The organism is Nonomuraea sp. NPDC050790, from assembly GCF_044456745.1.
Lineage (GTDB): Bacteria > Actinomycetota > Actinomycetes > Streptosporangiales > Streptosporangiaceae > Nonomuraea.
In genome coordinates, this window is the sequence record NZ_JBITGF010000010.1 from 342246 (window position 1) to 359380 (window position 17135).

16 protein-coding genes are annotated in these 17135 nt (G+C 66.9%); 8 read left to right on the plus strand and 8 right to left on the minus strand.

Going from position 1 to position 17135, the window contains the following annotated elements; all coding sequences use genetic code 11:
• The first annotated feature begins 28 nt into the window (after positions 1 to 28).
• Positions 29 to 886 (plus strand): oxygenase MpaB family protein, encoded by an 858-nt coding sequence (locus ACIBEJ_RS42270; protein WP_397188590.1) that lies wholly within the window; start codon positions 29 to 31, stop codon positions 884 to 886.
• Positions 887 to 1084: 198 nt separating this feature from the next.
• Here the strand turns inward: ACIBEJ_RS42270 and ACIBEJ_RS42275 are convergent, their stop codons facing one another.
• From ACIBEJ_RS42275 to ACIBEJ_RS42290, 4 genes are all read right to left on the minus strand, one after another.
• On the minus strand, positions 1085 to 1972 hold the full coding sequence (locus tag ACIBEJ_RS42275; RefSeq protein ID WP_397188591.1) for a hypothetical protein: 888 nt from the start codon (positions 1970 to 1972) through the stop codon (positions 1085 to 1087).
• 45 nt (positions 1973 to 2017) lie between these two features.
• On the minus strand, positions 2018 to 2446 hold the full coding sequence (locus tag ACIBEJ_RS42280) for a type II toxin-antitoxin system VapC family toxin (protein WP_397188592.1): 429 nt from the start codon (positions 2444 to 2446) through the stop codon (positions 2018 to 2020).
• Positions 2433 to 2711, minus strand: coding sequence for a DUF6364 family protein (locus ACIBEJ_RS42285; protein WP_397188593.1), 279 nt, complete (start codon positions 2709 to 2711; stop codon positions 2433 to 2435). Before ACIBEJ_RS42285 ends, ACIBEJ_RS42280 begins: the two co-directional genes overlap by 14 nt.
• A gap of 82 nt (positions 2712 to 2793) precedes the next feature.
• Entirely contained in the window at positions 2794 to 4233 is a 1440-nt protein-coding gene (locus ACIBEJ_RS42290) for an acetyl-CoA synthetase (protein WP_397188594.1), read from the minus strand.
• A 321-nt stretch (positions 4234 to 4554) separates the two neighbouring features.
• Here ACIBEJ_RS42290 and ACIBEJ_RS42295 point away from each other — a divergent pair, with 321 nt between their 5' ends.
• Positions 4555 to 5679 carry a trypsin-like serine peptidase gene (locus ACIBEJ_RS42295; protein WP_397188595.1) on the plus strand — a complete coding sequence of 375 codons (1125 nt, stop codon included), beginning with the start codon at positions 4555 to 4557 and terminating at the stop codon, positions 5677 to 5679.
• Positions 5680 to 5733: 54 nt separating this feature from the next.
• Here ACIBEJ_RS42295 and ACIBEJ_RS42300 read toward each other — a convergent pair whose 3' ends face one another.
• Positions 5734 to 6003 carry an SSI family serine proteinase inhibitor gene (locus tag ACIBEJ_RS42300; protein ID WP_397188596.1) on the minus strand — a complete coding sequence of 90 codons (270 nt, stop codon included), beginning with the start codon at positions 6001 to 6003 and terminating at the stop codon, positions 5734 to 5736.
• Positions 6004 to 6271: 268 nt separating this feature from the next.
• On the opposite strand from ACIBEJ_RS42300, the gene ACIBEJ_RS42305 reads away from it, so the two are divergent.
• The 6 genes from ACIBEJ_RS42305 to ACIBEJ_RS42330 all read left to right on the plus strand — a co-directional run bounded on the left by ACIBEJ_RS42305 (position 6272) and on the right by ACIBEJ_RS42330 (position 14838).
• A complete protein-coding gene (locus tag ACIBEJ_RS42305; RefSeq protein ID WP_397188597.1) occupies positions 6272 to 7363 on the plus strand; it encodes a trypsin-like serine peptidase in 1092 nt (363 codons plus the stop codon).
• A 204-nt stretch (positions 7364 to 7567) separates the two neighbouring features.
• Positions 7568 to 8650, plus strand: coding sequence for a trypsin-like serine peptidase (locus ACIBEJ_RS42310; protein WP_397188598.1), 1083 nt, complete (start codon positions 7568 to 7570; stop codon positions 8648 to 8650).
• A gap of 68 nt (positions 8651 to 8718) precedes the next feature.
• Positions 8719 to 9138, plus strand: coding sequence for a hypothetical protein (locus ACIBEJ_RS42315; RefSeq protein ID WP_397188599.1), 420 nt, complete (start codon positions 8719 to 8721; stop codon positions 9136 to 9138).
• 312 nt (positions 9139 to 9450) lie between these two features.
• Positions 9451 to 11052, plus strand: a complete 1602-nt coding sequence (locus tag ACIBEJ_RS42320; protein ID WP_397188600.1) for a trypsin-like serine peptidase — start codon at positions 9451 to 9453, stop codon at positions 11050 to 11052.
• A gap of 434 nt (positions 11053 to 11486) precedes the next feature.
• Positions 11487 to 13115, plus strand: a complete 1629-nt coding sequence (locus ACIBEJ_RS42325) for a trypsin-like serine peptidase (RefSeq protein WP_397188601.1) — start codon at positions 11487 to 11489, stop codon at positions 13113 to 13115.
• A 181-nt stretch (positions 13116 to 13296) separates the two neighbouring features.
• The gene (locus ACIBEJ_RS42330; RefSeq protein WP_397188602.1) at positions 13297 to 14838 is read left to right on the plus strand and encodes a hypothetical protein; all 1542 of its coding nucleotides are present in this window, start codon (positions 13297 to 13299) and stop codon (positions 14836 to 14838) included.
• Positions 14839 to 14847: 9 nt separating this feature from the next.
• On the opposite strand, the gene ACIBEJ_RS42335 is transcribed toward ACIBEJ_RS42330, so the two are convergent.
• The 3 genes from ACIBEJ_RS42335 to ACIBEJ_RS42345 form a co-directional block, all read right to left on the minus strand.
• Positions 14848 to 15087: a sigma factor-like helix-turn-helix DNA-binding protein gene (locus ACIBEJ_RS42335; RefSeq protein WP_397188603.1), complete on the minus strand. Its 240-nt coding sequence runs from the start codon at positions 15085 to 15087 to the stop codon at positions 14848 to 14850.
• Between the two features lie 36 nt (positions 15088 to 15123).
• Positions 15124 to 16482: a hypothetical protein gene (locus ACIBEJ_RS42340; protein WP_397188604.1), complete on the minus strand. Its 1359-nt coding sequence runs from the start codon at positions 16480 to 16482 to the stop codon at positions 15124 to 15126.
• A gap of 102 nt (positions 16483 to 16584) precedes the next feature.
• On the minus strand, positions 16585 to 17031 hold the full coding sequence (locus ACIBEJ_RS42345; RefSeq protein WP_397188605.1) for a hypothetical protein: 447 nt from the start codon (positions 17029 to 17031) through the stop codon (positions 16585 to 16587).
• Positions 17032 to 17135: the final 104 nt, after the last annotated feature.

Below are 17135 nucleotides of genomic sequence, written 5' to 3' on the forward strand. Positions count from 1 at the left end.
GAGGTGGTATCACCCAGGAGGCGCCGTCATGGACGTCGAGCCGTTCGGCCCGGGATCGATGCACTGGGACACCGCGGGCGAGTACCGCAACCTGCTCGTCGCGGGCAGCGCACTGATCCTGCAGACCATGCACCCCGCCGTGGGCGCCGCCGTCGCTGAGCACTCCACCTTCAAGCAGGACCCGTGGGGACGCCTCGACCGCACGCTCACCTCCGTCCAGACCTGGGTGTACGGCGGGCCGGACGGCCTGGCCGAGGGCCGCAGGCTCCGCGAACTGCACGAGCCGATCAGCGGTGTGGACTCGCGGGGCCGGGCCTACCACGCGCTCAACGGCGAGGCGTGGGCCTGGGTGCACTGGTCGTTGTTCGAGCGCTTCCTGACGTTGAACCGGGTCTTCGGCACGCCGTACCCGGCGGCCGACGCGGAACGGATGCTCGCCGAGTCACGGCAGCTCGCCAGGATCCTGCGGGTGCCCGAGCGGGAGATGCCACCGGACATGGCGGCTTTCCGGTCCTACTTCAACCACATGGTCGCGACCCGCCTGGAGGCACACCCGACGGCACTGAACGTGCTGGAGGTCATGCGCGGCACCCCGGCGCCGCCTCGGTTGCCCGCGGCGGTGCGGCGGTTGTGGATGCCGGTGGGAGTGGCCTCCGGCGGCTTCAACGCCTTCGTCACGGTGGGCACGCTGCCGCCGGCAGTGCGCGCAAAGCTCGGCCTGACCTGGACCCCCCGCGACGAACGCCGCCTGCACCGAATCGGAAGACTGGTAGCCCTCCTAACCCCCAGACTGCCGGAGCGCCTGCGCTACATGCCCCTGGCCTACCAGGCCCGCCGCAAAGCCCGAACCCACCACCCCCGCCCCCTAACCCCCACCCCCCACTAGCCCCGCAACCCCTGACATCACCACACCCGCGCTACCCCAACCCGCGGACACCACCACGCCCGCGCCACCCCAACCCTCTGACATCACCACACCCGCGCTACCCCAACCCGCGGAGACCACCGCACCCGCGCCACCCCAACCCGCTGAGCACGGACTTTCAGCGAGCGCATGACCTCCGGCGAACCGGGCCGGGACGGGTCACTTCGGGGTGATCCGGATCTTGCTGACCGCCGTGCGCACGAAATCGCGGGAGCCCGAGGCCGCCACCATGAAGTCCCCCATGCACACCGACTCCGTGTGCCGCCCGCGCGAGCCCATGGCGTTGGGCACCTCGGGCAGCGCGCAGTCCGGGGTGGGCACGAGCGCGACCATGTCACTCGACCCGCCGCCGAACAGCAGTTGCGGCCCCACCGGATCACTACGCCGCCCGTCACCCGGCGCGGCCAGCCGGATCTGCCCCGACGACCTGAGCACCAGGTAGCCGTCCTTGGTCACCGTCCCCTTGAGGTTCGTGGCCAGCTCCATCCGCTGCTCGAACCGCATCCCGGTCGGCCGGTCGTACATCGCCATCCGCCACGGCCCGAACGCGAACAACATCACCTGCCCCACCAGCCCGCCCCCGGGCGGCCGCGGCCACAGCGTGACGTTCTCGGTGAACGACCGCAGCGGCTTCTCCCCCCGCGTCACCTCGATGTCACCCCCGTAAGGCGCAGCCAACTGCCGGTACTGCGAGAACTCCTCACCCGAGATCCACAACCCCACGAACGGCCGCGACCCCAGCTCATCGAGCCGCAACTCCGCCGGATACCGCACCTCGGCCCGCAACCCGTGCGGGAACACCACCTGGATGACCTCGTCAGCCCCCTTGACCTGCGCCTTGGCATGCAGCACGTTCGGCGCCGAGGTCAGCGTCGTCAACATGGGCGTTGGATCACGGGAGGGCCGCACGGGCGCCTCCGCCTCCGGCTCCCGGCTGGCGAGCAGGCCGACGACGGGCACCGCGAGTACCGCGACCAGCACCACGATGCCGATCCACCGCCGGCGCCCCTTCTCACCGGCCTCGATGACGTCGAACTGATCCGCCACCAGCGATCCTCGCGCAGTAGTGCGGCTTACGCCCTCGGCCCCAGTTCAGTTGAGCGGCGACCTCCAGCGCAACCCCTCGAACCGGGCAAAGTCCTTGTCACAGGTCACAAATTCACAACCGTGCTCGATGGCCAGCGCCGCCAGATACGCGTCGGGCACGAGCTTATGGTTCGTCCCGATCTGCTTGCACAGACCGGTGAAGATCTCCCAGTGGCGCTCCCCCGGGCTGACCACGATCGCATGGGGCTGGTTGCGGACCAGCTCCGCGAAGGCGAGGATCTCCTCCAGCGTCGCCGGCTGCTCGTAGAGCTGCCGATTCGCCAGGACCCGGATGAAGCTGTTGATCACTTGATCCGAGACCGCATAGGCCGAATCGCCGTTGACGAGGTCTTCGACGACCGCGCGGCAGGACCGGTGCCCCTTGGCCTCCAGGCGGAAGGCGTTGACGAGCACGTTGACGTCACTCAGCAGCATCGCCCACCTCCTTGAGGTCGCGTTCGACACCCTCCCGGTCGAGCAGGTCCTTGATGAACTCGGGGGTGAGCTCGATCCCGGACCTGAGGCGGGATCCGGAGACCGGTAGCTCCACCCGGGGCCGTTCGGCCGCTTCTGTGGAGCGGTTGAGTAGTTGCCGCAAGGCGTCCTCCATGACCGAGGTGAGACTGCGTCCGTTGCGTGCTGCGTACGCCTTCGCCTCGTTGAGGAGTGTCTCGTCGATGCGCACCGTGGTCCTCCGCATGACTCCAGCGTTCGCCGGTGACATAAAAATGTCAACACACGAAGGGTAGCCGGTTGGCTACGAAAGTGCATGGGGATCGGTGTCACCAATCGGCTACGTTCGCCTGTCCCTCGGTGCGCAGGCGTACCCGGGTGCCCACCAGTTCGCGGGACTCGGCGTCGGCCAGTAGGTCGGCCTGCCGTACGACGGCGTGGGCGCGGGCGGGGCCGTCCGGGAGGTCGACGACCAGGATCGCGCGCTCGGGTGCGCCGTCGCGGCCGTGCGCGACCGTGTAGCCGGCCACCGTCGCGGGGCCCTCATACAGGGGCTGGAGGGGGACGGGGGTGGCGGTGTGCACGGGGGCGGCGTCGCCGAGGACGCCGCCGGGTTCGGTGGACCAGACGGCGCAGGTGTGTTTGGTCAGGTGCATGCCCACGCCGGTGACCAGGCCGTGGCCGCGCTGGGCGCGCAGGAGGCCGGCCAGGGTGGCGGTGGAGTGCAGGACGTAGTCGCTGGCGGGGCCGCCGGCGTACGGCAGGCCGCCGGTGACCGTGAGGCCGCGCGGGTCGAAAAGGTCAAGTTTGAGCGCGTCGCACGCCTGCCGCAGGGCGACGGCGAAGCAGCTGTACAGGTCGAGCGCGGCCATGTCGTCCAGCCCCAGCCCGGCGCGGGCGAAAGCGGCCTCGGCCGCCCTCGCGATCGCCGTCGAGGAGGCCAGCGAGGGCCGGGCGGCGACCTCCCAGGTGTCCTCGGCGTAGGCCCAGCCGCGCAGGTACACCCGCCGCTCCAGCGGAATCGCCAGCCTGTCGGCCAGCTCCGCGCTGACCAGGACGACGGCCGCGGCCTGGTCGACCTCCAGCGTCGCGACCGTGTTGCTGGTGTACGGCCAGCCGACGAACCGCCCGGTCTCCAGCTCCTCCGGAGAAAACGCCACCCGCCGCCAGGCGTGGGGATTGGCCGCCGCCACTTCCGACATAAGCGACATAAACCCCGCCCTCTCCGACATTTCCCGACTTATCGCCATATTTCGGGAGAAACGGTGGGCCGTCTCCAGGATCGGATAAGTGTGGACAGGAAGGAACAACTCGTGCGCCAATTCCGCAGGATGCGGCGGCCGGTCCCACCCGTACGGCGGCTTCGGATCGGCCGGATGACTCCACACCACATGCTCCCTCATCTTCCGGAAGTGCCTGCGCGTGGCCAGCGCCTCCGCCCCCGCCACCAGCGCGCTGTCCAGCTCCCCCGCCGCGATCCGCGCCGCCGCCGCCCCGATGAGCATCTGCGGAGCCGTACCGCTGACGTTGGAGTAGACGCTGTGGCGCGGCGCCGCCCCGAGACGTTCCGCCAGCCGGTACGGCGGCGCGTCGTACTGCCAGGAATCGGTGTAGACCAGCCCGATCGAGTCGAGCCGCGACGGCGGCAGGCCGGCGTCGCGCGCGGCCTCCCTGGCCACGTGCTCCCAGAGGTCGAGGGGTTCCGGCCCGGGCTGTGTCCGGACGGTGAGCTGGGCGGCGCCGACGAGGCAGGGGGTGCGCGGGTCCATGCCCTCCATCTAACCAGAACAACATTCGGTTCGGCTCGCGAGTGACGTTTCTGACCCGAGTGGGCCCAGGCGGCGCATTGGTGAAAGTGACCGCTGTTATTCGTGGGGAGAATGAATTCTCGACGCCGCGGAGACCAGCGCGGATACCGGTTGAGAATACATGCCCAATTGCTATTTCTATAACGGAACGGAACCGGGCCAGACTTTTTCGCGTCGTTTCCTGGAACTCGCCCTGCGCCATTCATTAGCGTTCCCAGCGTTTTCCTGGCCCACCGGGGCGCCGTACCCCGCTCTGGGCCGCCGAGAACTGGAAGGAGCTCCATGATTTCCCGAGCAAGGCGCATGGCGATTCCGCTCGCCGGCCTGGTGGCCATCGGACTGGCCGCCGGCATGATGAGCGGCACCGCCTCCGCGACGCAGGCACCCAAGGACGTCGTCTCCAAGAACGCGACGACGCCCGCGACCCAGGCGGTCCAGTTCTGGACGCCCGACCGCATCCGGTTGGCCACGGACATGAAGGACTCCCTGGACATCTCGTCCAAGGGCGTCAGGGGCGGCACCCAGAGCCCCGACGGTCCGCCCGGATCGGTTCCTCCGATCGGCGAGGAGAAGGCGAAGACCGCCAAGAGCAAGCACGTCAACCTGCCCAACACGGTCGGCCGCGTGTTCTTCACGCTGCCCGGCGCCAACCCGAACGACCCGAAGAGCTGGCGCTTCTGCTCGGCCAGCTCTGTCCAGGGCAAGTACCGCAACCTGGTGGCGACCTCGGCGCACTGCGTCTACGACACCAAGAAGAACGTCTTCTACGACAACTGGATCTTCATCCCGTCGTACTGGGACGGCAACAGCGCGTGGGAGGGCAAGGCTCCCTACGGGATCTACGCCGCCAGGACGTTCAACGCGCACGACGACTTCGTGGTGAAGGAGGACTACGACTTCGACTACGCGTTCGTCAACGTCTACAACGGCATCAAGGTCAAGTGGGAGAAGGTCAACGGCAAGTGGCAGTGGACGGTCAAGAACGCCGGCCGTCTCGGTGACAACGTCGGCGGCCAGGGCTTCGCCTGGAACCGCAGCACGAAGGTGAACGTGTTCTCCTTCGGCTACCCGGCGGGCGAGCACCCCGACGGCGACAAGCCGTTCACCGGCCGCACGATGAAGTGGTGCTACGGCAAGACCAAGCCCATGCCGTCGGCGCCGAAGTACAACCTCCAGGAGCACATCGGCTTCAAGTGCTCCTTCACCGCCGGCGCGAGCGGCGGGCCGTTCATCTACAACTACAAGAGCGCCTCGCGCACCGGCTACCTGGTCGGCGTCAACAGCGTGGCGTGGGACACCGACGGCAACGACAGGTACGACCACATCTCGTCGCCGTACTTCAACGCCGACACCTACAAGGTCTACAAGGCCGCCGCCAACCGGTGGACCGGCAACTTCCCCCTGTAAGGCGTCGGAACCCGAGCTGAAAGTCCCCGGGCCCTCCCCGGGGACTTTCCCATGTCAGAACGCGAACAGCGGGCCCGTGGCGGCGCTCATCCGGCACCGGTTGCCGTAGACGGCGGTGTAGTTGATCAGCCTCTCTCCCCAGACGCCGGTGGCCGTGACCTTCACCGGGCTGTACTCCTCGGTGCACAGCACCTGCGTCACCGGCATGCGCGCCGGATTGCCCGCGGCGGCCGTCAGCGCGGCGCACGCCTCGGTGGCCCGCGGGTGCACGCTCGGGCGGCCGTCGCAGACGAGAAGAACATGACGGGCGCCGTGGGTGAGCACGTATCCGTTCTTCGGTGGTTCCGCGGGATTTGCGGCTGGACCAGCGGCGATAGCCGTACATGAAAGGACGGCGAGACACATGAGTCGCATACCCGCAGCCTTGCTCGCAGATCATCGGTGACCAACGACCGACGCGCGGGACGCTTGCCTCACATGGGCTTTATGGGACACACGTCAACCTTGATCAGATAACGAATCTCCATCCGAGCTGCCATACAGTGAGTCGATCTGGAAAAATCCTCCCTTACGACCCCAAGAAAGGCATTTCATGATCCCCCCGGTCAGGTCCCTCGCGGCCGCCGCCCTCGGCGCGCTGCTGATGGTGCCTGCCCTGACCGGGATCGCGAACGCCGCCCCCAGCAAGGTCATGACCGTCGCGCTGGCCAAGACCGACGCGGACATGAAGAAGGTCGCGGAGTACTGGCACCCCGACCGGCTCAAGAAGGCCGACAGCTACTCGCCGGCCACGCCCGCGGGCAACGCGCCCGCCGCCTCCTCCACCGCCGCCGGGTCGGCGGTCGGCTCCGCCGTGAAGGCCGCTTCCTCGACCGTGAAGCAGGCGAAGTCGGGCCCCCGTGACGTCGCGCCCGCGCTGCCCAAGGGCGCCTCGGCCGCCAAGACCATGGGCAAGGTCTTCTTCCGGTTCGGCAGCAAGGAGTTCTGGTGCTCGGCCAGCGCGGTGGCGTCCAAGAGCAAGAGCGTCGTCGCCACGGCGGGACACTGCGCCTACGACCCGCGCCAGCCCGGCGAGGCGCACAACTGGATCTTCGTCCCGAACCCGCAGCCCGACGGCAGCACCCCTGACGGCATCTACGTCGGCGCCTCGCTCAGCCTGCACGAGGACTGGGTCAAGGGCGACTACGACTTCGACTACGCCTTCGTCACCGTCCACCGCGGCTTCGTCTGGGAGAAGCAGAAGGACGGCTCCTACGCCATGAAGGACGTCGGCAAGCTGCAGGACAACGTCGGCGGCCAGGGCCTGGCGATCTCCAAGGGGTACGGCAACCGCGTCAACGCCTTCGGTTACCCGGCGGGCGCCCAGCCCGACGGCACCCGGCCCTTCACCGGCAAGACGCTCGAGACCTGCGCCGGCGGCACCACCAAGACGACCGCGCCGAGCCGGGAGCTGCAGTACGGCGTGCTGCTCCAGCCCTGCAACCTGACCGCGGGCGCGAGCGGCGGCCCCTGGCTGTGGAAGTTCCAGAGCTCGACGAAGCTCGGCTACCTCAACGGGGTCAACAGCCTGACCTGGAACCGCGACGCCCGCGGGGCGTACGACGCGGTGTCCGCGCCGCCGTTCATCGCCACCACCTCAGACGTGTACCGGCAGGCCGACGCGCAGGGCAGCAGCGAAAAGTGAGGCAAGTCACATCGGCCCCATAGGCCGGCTCTGTGATCAGGCAGGACCTCTGTCTCGGAACGATCACGCCGCGTGTTGGAGCGGTTGACATGATCTACCGAAAATTCACATGGACCGAGTCAGCACTGTAAGTTCCGGGCTGTCCATTTTTGCTGAGTTCGGAGCGCATTCGGCGCCCCTAGACCAGCGCAACCTGGAGTTACCTTGAAGCGAATCCTTCTTCCGGCCGGTGGCGCTCTGCTGGCGACCGGTCTCGTGGCCGCCAGCTTGTCCGGTGTCGCTCAGGCCGCCGACGACATCGCCAAGGACCCGATGGCCACCAACACCAAGGCGGCCTACTCCGTCGCCGCGTTCTGGATGCGGTCCAACTTCGCCGCTCTGCGCCAGGCGACCTCCTACACCTGGGACGCCGCGGACGTGAAGAAGGTCGTCCAGAAGGGCGGCTACAGCCCCGACGGCCGTCCCGGGCAGACCGCGCCGCAGTCCTCCGGCTCCGGCAAGTCCCAGAACGTCAACCTGCCGAAGACCATCGGCAAGGTGTTCTTCGTCGACGCCTCCGGCAAGTACCGCTGGTGCTCGGCCACCTCGATCCAGTCGAACTACCGCAACCTGGTCGCCACGGCCGGCCACTGCGTGTACGACACGGACGGCAACCGCGACGTCCTGGACCGCTGGGTCTTCGTCCCCGGCTACTACCAGGGCAAGGCGCCGTGGGGCATCTACGTGGGCAAGCAGGCGTTCACCCACTACGACTTCACGACCTACGAGGACTACGACCGCGACTACGCGTTCGTCACCGTCTACAACGGCATCGGCCACGACGGCAAGAAGTTCGTGGACGCGGGCCGTCTCGGTGACAACGTCGGCGGCCAGGGCATCTCCTGGAACCAGCCCAGCGGCAAGCCGGTGCGCGCCTTCGGTTACCCGTACGCGCCGCACCCGGACGGCAACAAGGTCTACTCGGGCGTGACCCCGAAGACCTGCTACGGCCCGACCACCGGCAAGAAGGTCGGCGCCTCGTGGCTGAAGATCGAGGAGCACGTGGGCCTCAAGTGCGCCGTGACCCCCGGTTACGACGGCGGCCCCTGGCTGAAGAACTACAGCAACTCCAAGCGTCTCGGCTACGTGAACGGTGTCACCAGCACCTTCGCCGACCAGGACGGCAACGACCGCATCGACTGGATCACCTCCCCGTACTTCGACGGCGAGACGGCTGACGTCTACAACGCCGCGAAGAACGTGTGGTCCGGCAAGGTCGTCGGCCCGAAGGGCGAGCTCTACAAGTAGGACGTCGACGTGAAGGGGCCCGGCATCACTGCCGGGCCCCTTCCGCATTTCTGGGCATATCTCCTCACATGGCCGGGCACTTTCACGCCTACCTGTGGACCGGGATCGGCGAGGAACTGCGCCTGGAGGAAGAGCGCCGGACCGGCACGCCCGAGTTCCCCGGCTCGCCGCTCCCTCCGATGCGCACCGCCGACTGGCTCGCGCGCCCACGCCGCCAGGTGAGCGCCACGCACGACTCCGTGGCGGACGCGCTCGCCTGGCTCGACCGCGAGTACACGCTGGTGCGGCGCAACCTGCTCCTGCCCGCCGACGAGGAGCGCATAGGCCGTCCGGTACGGCTGGCCAACGCGACCGAATCCCTCGGTGGCGCCGTGGACGTCCAGTGGGGTTTCTGGCTCACGGGCGGCCGGTTCGCGTCCCTGGCGGTCGTCTGCTGCCCGAATCGGAGCGCCCCGCACCCCTGTCCGCTCATGATCGGAGCGACTTAGACGGGACGAGGGGCCAATCTGGTTCCTGTGATCTACGTCACATTCACCGGTGCACGGTGAGTGGCGAGGCCCTTACGACTCTTTTGCACCATTCGCCACATGCCCCCGATTGGCCAGTGAAAACATGCCCAAACGATCACCGGCGGTAATTGTATCTGACAGATAACAGCACGGTCACGGCGGTAAGGGTGACTACCAAACCGGGCGAAACGGCTTCCACCTGCAAAGATCACACGGGTATGTTCCTTGCTATCCCTTTACTGACGCATGGGACGCATGTTGCGACCCACGACAGACCAAGGAGCAGTTCCCTTGAAGCGCATCCTCATCCCCGCCGGTGGCGCCATCCTGGCGACCGGCCTGCTGGCCGCCGGCCTGGCCGGCACCGCCTCGGCCGCCAACGACGTCGACACCGACCCGATGGCGAAGAGCGCGGCCACCGCTAAGGCCATCGCCGCCTTCTGGGCGGACAACAACGGCGCCGCCCTCAAGGCCGCCAAGGAGTCCAACGTCTGGGACGGCAAAGACGTCGAGAAGCTGAAGCAGAAGGGCGGCTACTCCGCGGACAGCCGGCCCGGCACCACGCCCCCGATCGGCGCCGAGAAGAAGACCACCGCCAAGGTTCAGAACGTGAACCTGCCGAAGACCATCGGCAAGGTGTTCTTCGTGAACGGCAAGGGCGAGAAGAAGTGGTGCTCGGCCACCTCGATCCAGTCGCAGTACCGCAACCTGGTCGCCACGGCCGGCCACTGCGTCTACGACGTCAAGGACAACCAGGACGTCATGTCCAAGTGGGTCTTCGTCCCCGGTTACTACCAGGGCAAGTCCCCGTGGGGCATCTACGTGGGTAAGCAGGCCTTCACCCACTACGACTTCTCCACGTACGAGGACTACGACCGCGACTACGCGTTCGTCACGGTCTACAACGGCGTCCACCTCGGTGGCGGTACCAAGAAGGAAGTCGCGAAGAGCGAGTTCGACGCCTACCAGGGCGAGAAGTTCGCGGCGAAGAAGGAGATCACGGCCGCCGAGTACGACGCGGGCGTCTCCAAGTACGGCGAGAACGGCCCCTACAAGAAGGAGTCGGTCACCTCGGCTCCCGAGACCGTGGGCAAGCCCGCCGACGTGAAGACGGCTGCGGACGTGAAGCCATACCTGACCGCGACCGGCAAGAACGGCATCAAGCTCACCGGCGTCGAGGTCACCGAGCACGACTACACCAAGGCTCCGGCCGGTCTGGACAACAACGCCAAGTTCGTTGGCCCGACCAACTCGAGCAAGGCCGCCATCACTCAGGAGACCTACAAGAAGCTGCAGGCCGAGAAGGCCGACGGCAAGTTCCTGGGCAAGCTCTGGGCCGACAAGGACAAGAACGGCAACGAGACCGCCTGGTACAAGCAGCAGTTCTTCATCAAGAAGTGGGTCAAGAGCTCCGTCAAGGAGATCTACTGGCACGAGACCTACTTCGTGGTCTCCGGCTCCATCAAGGACGCCGGCCGCCTCGGTGACAACGTCGGTGGCCAGGGCTTCGCCTGGAACCAGCCCACGGGCAAGGACGTCCGGGTGTTCGGCTACCCGGCCGCCCCGCACCCCGACGGCAACAAGAACTACACCGGCATCACGCCGAAGTGGTGCTACGGCAAGACCTCTTCGAAGCTGGCCGCCTCGGCCGCCAAGAAGATCGAGGAGCACATCGCGCTCAAGTGCGCGATGACCGAGGGCGCCGACGGTGGTCCCTGGCTCCTCAAGTACAGCAACGCCAAGCGCATCGGTTACGTGAACGGTGTCACCAGCACCTTCGCCGACCAGAACGGCAACGACCGCGTCGACACCATCACCTCGCCGTACTTCGACGGTGAGACCGCGTCGGTCTACCAGGCCGCCGCGAAGGTGTGGTCCGGCAAGGCGTTCTAAGGGGCGCTGAGCGAGCGGCCTGAGGCTGTTCGTAGATCCTGAATGACCCGTAGGGCCCGGCGACCGCCGGGCCCTACGGCTGTTCCGGCGAAAGTTGAAGCCGTTTGGACGCACGGCGCGCGCGAACGGTGCCATCGATCAGATGTGATCTGCGTCACATAGCTGAGGCCACACCCTCTAGACCGACACCCTGACCACACGGGTCACACCGGCAACTCTCATGAGTTGATCTGCGAAAACAGCACAGACCTTGCCCTTCGCCCGGTCAGCCCCATCGCCCGCCTAAACATCACGAACCGATCACGGCCGACTTGACCCATCTTTTCCTCCCAAAGCGGGTTCCTGTTTTCAAGATCGGCGCTGTATGTTCCTGGCTATCCCTTTACTGACGCATGGGACGCAAGAGGCGTTCCACGACAGCGCAAGGAGTTACCTTGAAGCGCATCCTCCTCCCGGCCGGTGGCGCCATCCTGGCCACTGGTCTGCTGGCCGCCGGCCTTGCCGGTGCCGCGCAGGCTGAGCCGACGTACGACGCCGAGCAGCTTGCCTCGGACGCCAAGGCCGCCGAGATCATCAACTTCTGGACGAAGTCCAACAACGCTGCCCTGAAGCAGGCCACGGCCTACTACTGGGACAACAAGGACGTCAAGAAGATCGTTGAGAAGGGTGGCTACGTCGGCAACACGAAGCCGGGCGAGCTCCCCCCGATCGGTGCCGAGAAGAAGGTCACCGTCAAGTCCCACAACGTGAACCTGCCGAAGTCCATCGGTAAGGTCTTCTTCGAGGGTCGCGACGGCAACCTGTACTGGTGCTCCGGCACGTCGATCCAGTCGAAGTACCGCAACCTGGTCGCCACGGCCGGTCACTGCGTCTACGACATCAAGGCCAACGACGAGGTCGTCTCCAAGTGGGTCTTCGTCCCCGGTTACTACCAGGGCAAGGCTCCGTGGGGCATCTACGTGGGTAAGCAGGCCTTCACCCACTACGACCTCTCGGTGTACGAGGACTTCGACCGCGACTACGCGTTCGTCACTGTGTACAACGGTGTCGGCGGCGTCTTCAACGGCTCGAAGCAGGTTTCGAAGTCCGAGTACGACGCGTACAAGGGCGAGAAGTACGTCAAGAAGACCGAGATCACCGCGGCCGAGTACGACGCGGGCGTCTCCAAGTACGGCGAGAACGGCCCCTTCCAGAAGGAGTCCGTGACCTCCTCGCCGGAGACCGTCGGTAAGCCGGCCAGCGTTGTCGACTACAACTCGGCCAAGCCTTACCTCACCGCGACCGGCAAGGACGGCGTCAAGCTGACCTCCGTCGAGGTGACGGAGCTGCAGTACACCAACGCTCCCAACGGTTTCGACAACAACGCCAAGTTCGTCGGCCCGACCAACGCCAGCGCTCAGTTCATCAGCCAGGAGGAGTACAAGAAGCTCCTGGCCGAGAAGGCTGACGGCAAGTTCCTGGGCAAGGTCTTCGGCCTTGACAAGGACGGCAAGGAGACCTCGGACCCGGCCAAGCAGGTCAACTGGGGCAAGAAGCAGTTCTTCATCAAGAAGTGGGTCAAGTCCACCACCAAGGAAGTTTACTGGGTGGGCGAGTTCTACATCGTGGCTCACGCGGTGAAGGACACCGGTCGTCTCGGCGACAACGTCGGCGGCCAGGGCTTCTCGTGGAACCAGGGCACCGGCAAGGTCGTTCGTACCTTCGGCTACCCCTACGCGAAGCACCCCGACGGCTCGAAGCCCTACTCCGGCGTCACGCCGAAGTGGTGCTACGGCAAGACCGGCCCGAAGGCCACGAAGGTCGCGAGCCTGAAGATCGAGGAGCACGTGTCGCTGAAGTGCGCCGTCACCGGCGGCTACAACGGCGCCCCGTGGCTGCTCAAGTACAGCAACGCCAAGCGCATGGGCTACGTCAACGGCGTGACCAGCGTTCTGTACGACACGGACGGCAACGACCGTTGGGACTACATGTCCTCGCCGTACTTCGACGAGGAGACGCACGCCGTGTACTCGGCCGCTGCGAACGTGTGGTCCGGCGCGATCACCTGGGGCCTCCCCAAGTAGTTCGGTGATCGGCTGAGCTGAGCGTCCAAACCTCGGCTCACCCCGGCATCACCCGAAGGGCCTGGCGCAAGCCAGGCCCTTCGGTCTTTCTTCAGGAAATTTCTTAGAAGATCCCTTATCAGAGGGACGCATGGGTCGATAGGGTCCTGACATCCCTCTTGTTACTCCTGTGGAGCCCTCCGTGAAGCGCCTGCTCGTCCCCCTCGCCGCCGCCAGTCTGAGCGCTGCATCCCTTGCTCTCCCGGCCGCCGCCGAGCCGAGCTGGGTCCAGGACCCGCTCGCTCCGAAGCCCGCCGACGCCTACAGCAACGCGTTCTTCTGGCTGGACGGCAACGCCGCCGCCCTGAAGAAGGCCACCCAGTACCACTGGGACGCGAAAGACGTCCCCAAGCTGGTGACGACCCAGGCCAAGACTTTCGACGGCAAGCCCGGCATGACCGCCCCGATCACCTCCTCCAAGCCCGGCGCCAAGGTCAAGAACGTCAACCTGCCCCGCAGCATCGGCAAGGTCTTCTTCCTGGACAGCAAGGGCAACTACCGCTGGTGCTCGGCCACCTCGATCCAGTCGCGCCACCGCAACCTGGTCGCGACCGCCGGGCACTGCGTGTACGAGGACGGCAAGGACGTCTACAAGAAGTGGGTCTTCGTCCCCGGCTACTACCAGGGCAAGGCTCCCTGGGGCGTGTACGCGGGCGCGTACGCCTTCACGACCTACGACCTCGACGTGTACGACGACTACGACGGCGACTACGCCTTCGTGGCCGTGCACAACGGCTTCACGCTGACCGAGGAGAAAGAGGTCACCAAGAGCGCGTACGACGCCTGGAAGGGCGACAAGTGGGTCAAGCATGAGGAGATCAAGAAGGAGGAGTACGACGCCGGCTTCTCCAAGTACGGCGCGGGCGGGCCGTACTGGTCCAAGGACTTCGATCTCACGCCCGAGAAGGTCGGCAGCGACTACAAGGGCGAGAAGACCCTGACCAGGGTGGAGGTCACGGAGGCGGCATACAAGGCGGCCCCGAAGGCCACCGCGGCGAACCAGAACGGCGAGCAGTACGTCCAGGACGGCCCCGCCCCCATCAGCCAGGAGGCCTACAAGAAGCTGCTGGCTGAGAAGGCCGACGGCAAGGTCCTCGCGCTGCTGACCGTCGACAAGGACAAGAACGGCAACGAGATCGCCTGGTACGAGACCCGCTTCTACCTCAAGCAGTGGGTCAAGACCGGCAAGCAGATCAAGTACTTCCGCGACCACTACATCATCGGGCTCGCCAAGGACACCGGGAAGCTCGGGGACGTCGTCGGAGGGCAGGGGTTCGCGTGGAACCAGCCCAAGGGCCAGCCGGTCTACGTCTTCGGTTACCCCGGTGACCCGCACCCCGACGGCGACAAGCCGTACTCCGGCGTCACCCCCAAGTTCTGCTACGGCAAGACGGGCACCAAGACCTACCAGGTCAACACCTTCAAGGTGGAGGAGCACCAGGTGCTCAAGTGCTCGCTCACCGGCGGCGCCGACGGCGGGCCCTGGCTGATCAGGTATAACAACGCCAAGCGCACCGGCTACCTGAACGGCGTGACCAGCATCTTCCACGACCAGGACGGCAACCAGCGGATCGACTTCGTCAGCTCCGCCTACTTCGACAGCGAGACCGCCGACGTCTACAACAAGGCGACCTACGCGCAGACGAAGTCCGTGGTGGGCCCGAACGGCGAGATCCTGCACTGACGAGCGTCGTCAGAGGAAGCCCGCGGTGGGTCCACCGCGGGCTTTCGCGTCGGTCATGTGGTGGCGGGCGCGGGTGACGAGGCGGCGGGTGGCCGCGGGTGAGCGGTTCAGGAGCGGCGCGATCTCCCGGTACGGCAGGCCGAGCAGCACGTGCAGCACGAAGGCGAGCCGTTCGGCCGGCGGCAGGGTGCTCAGGGCGGTCAGTAGCGCCGACCCCACGGAGTCGGCCAGGCCGTCGTCACTGTTCATACCGGAGTGACGGTCGGCGGGGCGCCGGGTGTGACGTCAGACGGAGGCCAGGTCGCGGGTGCGTTCGGTGAGTTCCTGGACGGCGCGCTCATGCTTGTGGGGTTCGAGGCGGCGGCGCAGGTCGTCGGCGTAGGAGCGGGAGCGGGCCGACTGGAGTTCGGCGCCCAGGAGCAGTGCGTCGGCGGCGGTGGCGCAGGACTCCTCCAGCTCGCCGGTCTGCAGCAGCCCAGCCGACAGCAGCGAGAGGTTGAACATGCGGCCACGCACGAAGCGGCCGTCCATCTGCAGCGAGCGGCGGGCGTGCCGGACCGCGCGCTCGCCGTCGCCCAGGTCGCGGAAGCAGTGGGCGAACTTGGCCGCCAGGTACGCCTCGTCGAAGTACCCGAGCCACACCGGCTCGTCCTCGGTACGGCGGGCCGAGAACGCCTGCTCGGACTCGTTGAGCGAGGTGCCGCAGGACCGGGCGTCGCCGAGTCCGGCGTGGGCATGGGCCTCCAGGACGTGGGCGGAGGCCAGCAGCGTCCGCACGCCCGCCCGGCCGGCCGACAACTGCGCGGCGCGGGCCAGGTCGAGTGCGTGGTTGTGCTGGCCCATGTAGATCGCCTGGTGGGCCATCCCGGCGAGGATCTCGCCGCCCAGCGCGTGGTCGGCGGCGCCGCGGGCCAGGCGCAGCGCCTGGATCAGATAGCGCTGCGCGAGGCCGTGCTGTTCGAGGTCGTAGGCCATCCAGCCGGCCAGGCGGGTGAGTTCGGCGGCGGCCGAGGCGAGCTGGCGGCCGGTGGCCTCGCCGTACGAGCCGTCCCGAAGGAGCGGGGACACGGCGGTGTCCAGATATTTCACGACCGAGGAGCGCACCCGGCCGCTCCCGAAACGGTTGTCCAATTCCCCGAACGAACGGGTCACCTCGTGAATCGCGGCGATGTCCGCGTTGCCGACCCTGCGTCCTCCCCCGCCGGTCGGCCTCCCCTCGGCCGGCGCCGACAACCAGCGCAGGGCCCCCACCGAGCCCGCCCCGATCGCGAACGTCGAGTCGAGCAGGAACCTCCGTCTCTCCACATCCGCCCGCCACAGTGCCGTCACGGTAGCGACCCCCTCCTGCCAGGTGTGCGTGAACTCCTGCCCGAGATCGAGGGGTGTGGTCATGGCCGGCATGCCGAGTTCCTCGGTGGTCACCGGCCTGCCGAGCCGGAGCGCGAAGATCTCCGCGAGAAGGCACGGAACCGGTTCCCTCGGCCGCTGACCACCGATCCAGCGCAGAACGGAGCTGTGGTCGTACTTGAGGCCGGGGGTGCCGCGCGCTGCTCCCAGATCGTTCAGCCGCCGGGCAAGGCCCTTGTGTGAGAAGCCCGCCTCCGCGATGACTCGCTGGAGCAGTCGGTTGGGCTCGCGTTCCATAGCTCTCCTCGCCCAGGAGCCGGCGCCCGCCATCCTTACAGAGCGCTCCCTTTATAGCACGAAGAGTAAAGAGGTTTTCTGCTGTTCCTAAAGACGGACGGGCTAGGGCAGGTTCAGCTCCCAGACGCGTACGGCCATCGGCCGCTTGGTGTTGTCGAAGACCACGCGCACCGCCATCCGGCCCTTCTTGAGCCGCTGCCAGAGGTGGATCGGGTCGCACTTGGTCTTGCCGTACGCCTTCTTGGTGGCGCTGTCGTAGGGGTAGCCGGCGGCCCGCTTGCCGCACGTCTTGTTGACCTGCCGGTAGTCCAGGCCCTCGGTGTAGGCGATCCGGACGGGCTTTCCGGTCTTCTTCTCCAGTGACCAGCCGAGCAGGCCGCTCTCCCCGATCTCGCCCAGCGTGGCCTTGTGCGGGGTCAGGACGAAGTGGGAGTTGCCGGAGATCTTCGCCCAGCCGTACACGGTCTTGAGGCCGGTGGCGGCCTCGGCCGGGATGGTCGCGCAGAGAAGCGTGGCGGCGGCCGCCGCGCTCACCAGAACCGCTTTCATGTGTCCTCCAAGATCGACGGTTTCGTCGACCTTCTCAGACGCCGCTTGATGACGGCTTGCAGAAAAAGGCCCGGCCGGATTGGTCCGGCCGGGCACGCGATCGT